A 7,709-nucleotide genomic window follows, 5' to 3' on the forward strand; every position below is an offset into this window, starting at 1 on the left:
CCAGCTGATGAAATTCGTCTTTGAAGCCGAACTACCGCATCAGGTCGCCGCCATCGACGCCGTGGTCGATTTGTTCGCTGGGCAGGAGGAACGCCAGTCGCTCTTCACCATCGCCCCGCGGCAGATCGCAGGCGAGCTGGAATATAACGAAAAGCTGTTGGGCTATGCCAACCGCTCGGACCTGCTGGAAGAGGTGGTGCTGGAGAACCTGCACATTGTGCAGAACCGCCATGCGCTGCCTGCGTCCCCAGACCTGAATGTCGCCGCAAAGGGCAAGAAGGATGCCGGGGGCGACTATGGCATGGATTTCACCGTTGAGATGGAGACGGGCACGGGCAAGACCTATGTGTACTTGCGCACCATCTTTGAGCTGAACCGGCGTTACGGCTTCACCAAGTTCGTCATCGTCGTGCCCTCTGTCGCCATCCGCGAAGGTGTGAAGAAGACGATCGAGCAGACCCGCGACCATTTCCGTCAGATCTATGATGGCGTGCCGTTCGAGAGCTTCGTCTATGACAGCGGCGACCTGTCGCGGATCATCGATTTCGCCTCATCCTCGTCGATCCGCGTGATGATCGCCACGGTGCAGTCGCTGGGCAGCAAGGCAGCCGTGTTCCAGCAGGCGCGCGAACAGACCCGCGACATACCCGGTGTAGAATGGGTCCGGTCCACCCGGCCGATCATCATCGTGGATGAACCGCAGTCGGTCGATGCGAATCCCAATGGCGCCGGTCGTCAGATCATGCGCGCGATGCAGCCACTGGCGACGATCCGCTATTCAGCGACGCATGTGGCCAAGTTCCACCCGGTCTATCGCCTCGACGCCTTCGACGCGCATGATCGGGGACTGGTGAAGTCGATTGAGGTTGACGGCGCCCAGATCCAGGACGCGGACAACAGCCCCTATGTGAAGCTGCTGGAGGTGGAGGCGAAGAAGGGAGAGCTTCCGCGCGCCCGTGTTGAAATCGCAAAGCAGATGAAGGCTGGCGTGTCCCGCCAGTCCGTGTGGGTGTATGATGGAACGGAACTGACAGAGGATCAGGCGTCCGGCGGACGGACCATCTATGCCGGATACCGCATAGGCATCATCGAAAAGATGCGCGGCGGTGGATCGATGCAATTGATCGTCCCCGGCGACGGCGTGAAGCTGCTGGAGGTCAACGACACCTGGGGCGATGTCGATGCGGCGTCGCTCACCCGCGCGATGGTGCGCCAGACGATCGAGCATCATTTCCGTAAGGAGCAGCGCAACCGGCCGCTGGGGATCAAGACGCTCAGCCTGTTCTTCATCGACAAGGTTGCGGACTATCGCCTGTATGATCAGGGGGGCGTCGCGCAACCCGGACCGTTGGCCACCATGTTCGAGGAAGAATATGCGAAACTGTCAGCACAGCCGCGCTTCCAGTCACTCTTCGCCGATGTCCCGGCGGACGCGGCAAGCGCGCATGATGGCTATTTCTCGCAGGATAAGAAAGGTCGTTATACCGAGCCGACCCTGAACGCCGCCGGGGAATTCTCGAACCAGAAGAGCCGCGACGAAGCCGAGCGGACCTTCGACCTCATCATGAAGGACAAGGAGCGGCTGCTGGACGAAGCGGAACCGCTGCGCTTCCTTTTTTCTCATTCCGCACTGCGCGAGGGTTGGGATAATCCCAACGTGTTCCAAATCTGTTCCCTGCGCGAAATGGCCAGCGAGACGCGGCGCCGTCAATCCATCGGACGCGGTCTGCGTCTGTGCGTCGATCAGACCGGCCAGCGTCGGCGTGACGAGGGGGTGAACGTCCTCACCGTCATCGCGCAGGAGGGCTACAAACAGTTCGCCGAAGGCCTGCAGACCGAGATGGAGCAGGCGCTCGACATCAAGCTGGGGATTGTCACTGCCGATCTGTTCGCCGGGTTGACCTATGCCCTGCCGAATGGCGAAACAGCCATCGTATCAGTAAAGGAAAGCCGCGCCGTCTTTGATGGACTCGTCTTGGCAGGGCTGGTCGATGATAAGGGCAATGCGAAACCGGAGTTGCGGAGCGCGCTTGCCCAGAACGCGGTGCCGCTCCCGACCGAGCTGCCAGAGCAGGCCGCCAAGCTGATACGTGACATGCTGCATCGTCTGGCGCGCAAGGTTCAGGTCAGCGATGCCCGCGAAAAGCGACAGGTGAGGCTGAACCTGAAGGTGCTGGAGGGGCATGACTTCCAACAGTTGTGGAACCGGATCAGCCAGAAGACGACCTATCGCCTCGACTTCGACGATGCCGCATTGGTGGCACGATGCGCCCAGGCGCTACGGGATATGCCGCGTCCAGGCGAGGCGCGGGTGACTTTCGAACTGGCCGAAATGCTGATCGGACGAGAGGGCGTGACCCCGGAGAAGCGCAGTACGTCACAGCCACAGCGCCTTGCAACTACGTCACTTGAAGTGCCAGACCTGCTGGGCGAGCTGCAGAACCGCACGGAACTGCCCCGGAAGGTGCTGGCCGACATCCTTGTCCAGTCAGGTCGACTGTCTGATGCGGCGGTGAACCCGTCTGCTTTCGTTGATGCCGTCACAGCAATCATCCAGGCCGGGAAGCGTCTGATGATGACGCGAGGCATCGTCTACAAGCCGTTGGACGAATGGTGGGCGCAGGACCTGTTCGTTGCGGAGGATGATGTGCCGGTCGATAGGCTTGTGGCTGTTGAGCACGCCCCGCTCGATCACATCGTCACTGACTCAAATATCGAGGCGGAACTGGCCAAGGCACTCGACATCAGCGGCTCTATCAAGGTTTTCGCTAAGCTGCCCGCCGCCTTTAAGGTCATGACGCCGCTTGGCACTTATAATCCGGATTGGGCGATTGTCCGTCAGCACGACGGACGTGAAGATGTCTATTTGGTCAGCGAGAGCAAGGGCGACCTCAATACACTACGCGAAGCGGAGAAGGCGCAGATTTCCTGTGGAAAGGCGCATTTCGCAGCATTGAATGTGCCTTTTGTGACGACGTCGAACATAGACGGCATCCTGAATCAGGTTTAGCGGACGATGGAATACATATTGCAAGTGAATTGAGTATTGGCGTTGGGGAAGGTTTCTACTTTGGGTTTGCGCACCATTGTTCTATTTCTTCCTCTCGCCATGCTGTGCAGTTATTAGAAATTTTCACCTGTGGCGGAAATGAATCTGCTGCAATTTTATTGTATAAAGTTGAACGTTTTAGTCCTGTGCGGCGCAGGACCTCAGGAAGGCGCAAAAAGCGAGACACAGGCCGATTAATCACTGAAGGCAATTCTGCTGACATGTGCGACATATATATCGGTACGATAGCTGCGATCAGGCTTTGTCGATCCTTTTCAGGACGGTCTCCTAAAGCGGCCGCTAAGCTCGCAATCAGCCGGGCCAGTTCATCCGAACCGGCCCGGGGCTCGGGGATTGCTCCGTGAGCGACGTTCCAATTTGTATTTAGTGCGCGAGGGTTGGTCATACCCAACTCTAGGCTTTGTCACTCGGTCCATGGAGGTAGACGATTTGCGGTTTAATCCAATCCTGAAGTCCGGCAGCAGGTCAATCTCCTGAACTCCCGCTAAACTCAGATTTGCGTCGAGAGGCACGCATTCTCGATTTTTAGCACTTTTTACCGGGTAGCCTCGCTTGGCCCTCGTTAGCAGGGATATGCCTGCCACATTGCCATCGTGGTTGTGTGAATTTATTTGTGGTAAGAGGCTAATGTTTTTGCCATCGGAATAAAATGCTGTGCCAGCTTGGCTATCCTGAAGAATGATTGTTCTGATTACAAAAAGTATTGTCGTTGCGTCGCTTTGCCTTTTGGCAGGTAGATCTGCTGAGCGCCATGCCTGAAATGCGTTTTTACGCTGAATTGGGTTTATAGAAGTCATCTGCATTTTGCGTTTCGAGAGATTTACAATTCTAAGAGCGCCAAAGGCGACTTGGATGCCAGAACTTATTTCAAAAAAGTAGGTGGACGCTGGGGTGCTCTTGAAATTCGAATTGTCTTCATTTTTTCGGGTATCGAATGGTGGTGATTTCTTTATTTTATCAATGGTAGATTTTATATCGCCAAAAGTGATGTGCAATTCTTTGATCAGTTTTAAGAATTTTCCATCTTCGTCTTTCTCGGAAAGGCCTATTGATTTGGCTATCTCGCGAGCAAAGTCCTCGTTGAATTTTGACGCGAGGACAGGAGGCCGTCCCCTTCCCAGCGGCAAATTTTTGGTTTTTAGTTCGCTTTGGCGGAACCGATACTGATATGCGTCGGCGATGTCGGACATGAGCTCCAATGGAGCTCGTTCTTTCATGTCACTGTAATCAAACGGGAGGAAACTGCCGGCGTCTAAAGCGACGGCGCGGGCAGCGATCAGTTGTAACTCAAACGCCGAGTACACCACCAGCATGTCTGCGATGCAGGATTGCGTACGCGTTAGTTCTACAGATGTCAGATTCAAAGTCGACAAATGATCTAATGCCTGGCCGAGATGTCCGCTGATGACCTTGAAAAAAAGAGCCTTATCCCATTTGCGTATCGCAATGAGATCCGCAGCCAGTTTCGCCGTTCTTACATTGAGAGCATTCGCGAGAAGGAGGCGGGCTTCTGAGTGGGGCTGAGCGCAAAGCATATGATCCAAAAGTTCGGTAATCTGCTCTTCGTCTTTGTTCTCAAGACTAAGTGCAAACTCCCCCGGCATGTGGATGCGATGGTCCATCAAATGCCCGATTGGTAGGCTAGCGAGATTCTGCTCAACGAACAGGCGAGCGAGATACTCATTGCGGTCCATATTATGTGTCTGGGCGTTCAGTACGACGTCACGCGCCATCGATCTCACTACACCCATGTCCACCTGTCCGATCCCAAAGCCAGGTTTGATGAAATTTCGAGTATCTACAAACATCTGACTTTGCTCCGGCGAACTGGTCCCAGGCGCTTTGGAAGAAGACCCTAAAGGTCTGATTAAAAATCAAATCGTCTACCGCGAAACATCCATCGATCGCTGACTAACATCGTCCTCATCGAGCCACAGTGGTTCGGTTTGAATGAGGATGTAAAGATGACTAACGATGAAGCGGAACTCGGCGCGGAAGTGGCGCGCGAATTGTTAGCAGATCGCGAGTTGCTCGCCGCGCCGCAGGTGGCGGCCGCCCGGTTCGTGAAATCTCTTCTGGCGGCAAACCCTCGGGTGAAACTGCCGGCGATTGTCGCCAATCAGAAAGCAAAGAATTGGATGGAGGCCGCGCGGGTTACGCCGTCGATCCTCCGTGAAGCGCTGGCTGCCGGGCGCAAAGAGCTCCAAGCGGCTGAGGCAAAAACCGCATTGAAAAGGCCGAAAACACGCCGGAAAACTACCTCGGTCGAAGTCCCGTCGGTCTCGTCACTGTATGCGTCGCGGTCTGAAGCCGCTTTGAAGACTTCAATCCAATCGAAAGCGAGCGGCGCGCGCGGTGACACTGCTCCGGCGCAACCACGACACGTTGATCTGTACAGCGACGTGATGGTGCCAAACTGAAGCTGATTAGCTCTTCTAGCGCATCGCACCACTCAAAATTCTTCTTGAGGAACATACTATGTCTGCAAAGGCAGGGTCAATTTATCCAGAATTTCCGTCCATTACGTCACCATCGCCTATGCCGATTATCATCGTGGGCGGCGACAAGGGCGGCCTCGGTAAGTCGCTCGTCGCCCGTATACTGGCTACGCTGCTGCGTTCGGCAGCGTACCAGGTTATGGGTTTCGACTGTGATGCGCGCAACGCCCATTTAGACCGATATTATCGCAACGTCATGCCTGTAACCAGGGCTTATCTCCGTCACGCCGATGGTTGGGGGCTACTTCTCGATGCTTGGGAAAATTCTCCGAGTGAGGCCGTACTCTTGGTCGATTTGCCGGGGAACGTGGGCGACTCGGTTGAACGCGAGATGCACCGTGTGCATCGAGCAGTTTCCATGCTCAATCGCGAAATCCTTCACATCTGGGTGCTTGATGAAGAGGAGGATGGTATCACTCTATTGGATCGCGTCAAAGAGTTTGCGCCACCGCAAAAAACGCTGGTTGTAATGAATGGACGGTTTGGCGACAGTCCTCGTGCATTCGTGCTTTGGCATGAGTCTGAACTGCGCGAAATATTGCTTGCAGGTGGTGCGGCGGAAGCCTTCATTCCATCGCTGCAAATCCGGCCTCGCACTAAGATCGCTCGTGCACGTTGTCCGTTCGATGATTTGTCAACGTTGAAGCTAAACATTTCCGAACAAGTCGACTTCCAAATTTGGTGGGAGGGCGTCGTACGCGCCTTCCGTCCCTTTTTCATGCAGTCGGGGTTCATCCTATGAAACAGCTTGTCGAACAGATGCATCGCGATTTGTTGGAGCGCGAGGCAAGTCCAGACGACTACATCAGGATGCATAAATTCCTTCGGCGACTCCCCGTTGAAATGCGGGATTCGCCGGGCGTCCTGGCTGAGATCATTTTTCGATCAGAACATGTCCGCCAGATTGATGAGGTGGTTAAAAAAGCCTCATTCGAGGCGCAGCAGACCGTGCACCGAGACTTGCCAAAACGAGTTGAGAAGGCAGCGGAAGCCGCCTTCCATACCTTCCGCGATCTGATGCCAGTCGATAGTCGCGATGCCAAAGCTCGCCATTATCGCTGGTCTACAATTTGGACGCTGTTCGTTTTGATCATCGGTATTCTCGCCGGAGGAGGCGTCACTAAATGGTGGCTCTCTCGGCCGGCAATACGCCACCACGCAATATCAGAGTTTGACTTCAATCACTGCATCAATGCCGCCTTCGGAGCGGCGGCGGTCAAAACGAGGAATGGTCGCAACGCGTCTGATTATGATGCTCGACAGTATCTCAGCGACTCCCGCATTTGTGCGGCAGAATATGCCGACCGTCTTTCAAATCAGTAGCGAAAAGCCTGTCAGTTCAATGTTGCTGTACTAACGGGCGCTTCCCTACGCCTTCGGCTCCGTCCGCAGATACCTGCGGATTCACGTTTAGGAGGCTTCCAAACTATTTAGGGAGGAAATTAGCCAGGGCTGGCCAACGACTACCGCGCATGAGCACGAGGAAGTCAGCTTTGTCGCGTGGACGCTCTGGCGCTGCCTTAGTCGTGGCCGGACCTGGCCGGGGAGGAGCGCTGCCCTCCCCTGGACCCCTCCCGCCAAGATGCTCGAAATCTTTGTTTCTGGAGAAAATGAAATGACCCATCGCTCAGGCAGCGAGGTTCGCGTGCGCACGCTCGTGCTTCCGACCCGCTGGTCTCGCACAGAGTACGATCGGCTGCTGGAGATCGCGCAACATTCCGATGTCTCAGCTGCTGAGGTTCTACGCCGTCTAGGCCGTAAACTCATAAACCGTGATCACCTGAGCTTGCATGCTTTAATCTGCTGCCGCCTCAGTGTGCAAAGAAAGCCGAGCCAAAGAATGCAACCAAAAGGAGCGTTAAAGCGGCAAGAGGGACGAGGAGGGCCCAAAGCAGGATCCGAGAAAGCCTCGCGCTTAAGACGCTCTGCAATGCCAAGCTGACAGGCGGTAGCACGAGCAACGCCGGGTAGACCCAACTGACTCGGTGCTTGTCGGGCAGTAGGAGGCGCAACCCCTGTCATCGGTCGTGCAATTCTCCGCAAAAGTGGGCTTTGAAAATTCCCTAGTTGGTGGCCCCTTCATCTCATTCTGCCGGGGCTAGCCCCGGCAGAATGAGATGAGCCGACATTGTCCTCATCTC

6 protein-coding genes are annotated in these 7,709 nt (G+C 55.4%); 4 read left to right on the forward strand and 2 right to left on the reverse strand.

Features of this window, described 5'->3' with window-relative positions:
- Positions 1–7 precede the first annotated feature (7 nt).
- The gene (locus tag BRX37_RS22315) at positions 8–3,010 is read left to right on the forward strand and encodes a restriction endonuclease (RefSeq protein ID WP_037523492.1); all 3,003 of its coding nucleotides are present in this window, start codon (positions 8–10) and stop codon (positions 3,008–3,010) included.
- Positions 3,011–3,065: 55 nt separating this feature from the next.
- Here BRX37_RS22315 and BRX37_RS27455 read toward each other — a convergent pair whose 3' ends face one another.
- Together BRX37_RS27455 and BRX37_RS22325 are read right to left on the reverse strand one after the other, a co-directional pair.
- On the reverse strand, positions 3,066–3,455 hold the full coding sequence (locus tag BRX37_RS27455) for a helix-turn-helix transcriptional regulator (RefSeq protein WP_318276867.1): 390 nt from the start codon (positions 3,453–3,455) through the stop codon (positions 3,066–3,068).
- Complete coding sequence (locus BRX37_RS22325) at positions 3,376–4,878, reverse strand: hypothetical protein (protein ID WP_125989532.1); 1,503 nt, start codon at positions 4,876–4,878, stop codon at positions 3,376–3,378. Before BRX37_RS22325 ends, BRX37_RS27455 begins: the two co-directional genes overlap by 80 nt.
- Before the next feature lie 156 nt (positions 4,879–5,034).
- Here BRX37_RS22325 and BRX37_RS22330 point away from each other — a divergent pair, with 156 nt between their 5' ends.
- From BRX37_RS22330 to BRX37_RS22340, 3 genes are all read left to right on the forward strand, one after another.
- Complete coding sequence (locus BRX37_RS22330) at positions 5,035–5,490, forward strand: hypothetical protein (protein ID WP_037523493.1); 456 nt, start codon at positions 5,035–5,037, stop codon at positions 5,488–5,490.
- A 118-nt stretch (positions 5,491–5,608) separates the two neighbouring features.
- Positions 5,609–6,310, forward strand: coding sequence for a nucleotide-binding protein (locus BRX37_RS22335; protein WP_164522509.1), 702 nt, complete (start codon positions 5,609–5,611; stop codon positions 6,308–6,310).
- Positions 6,307–6,891 carry a hypothetical protein gene (locus tag BRX37_RS22340; RefSeq protein WP_125989537.1) on the forward strand — a complete coding sequence of 195 codons (585 nt, stop codon included), beginning with the start codon at positions 6,307–6,309 and terminating at the stop codon, positions 6,889–6,891. The genes BRX37_RS22335 and BRX37_RS22340 overlap by 4 nt, the downstream gene beginning before the upstream one ends.
- Positions 6,892–7,709: the final 818 nt, after the last annotated feature.

The sequence above is a fragment of the Sphingomonas sp. S-NIH.Pt3_0716 genome (assembly GCF_003950715.1).
GTDB classification, from domain to species: Bacteria; Pseudomonadota; Alphaproteobacteria; order Sphingomonadales; family Sphingomonadaceae; genus Sphingobium; species Sphingobium yanoikuyae_A.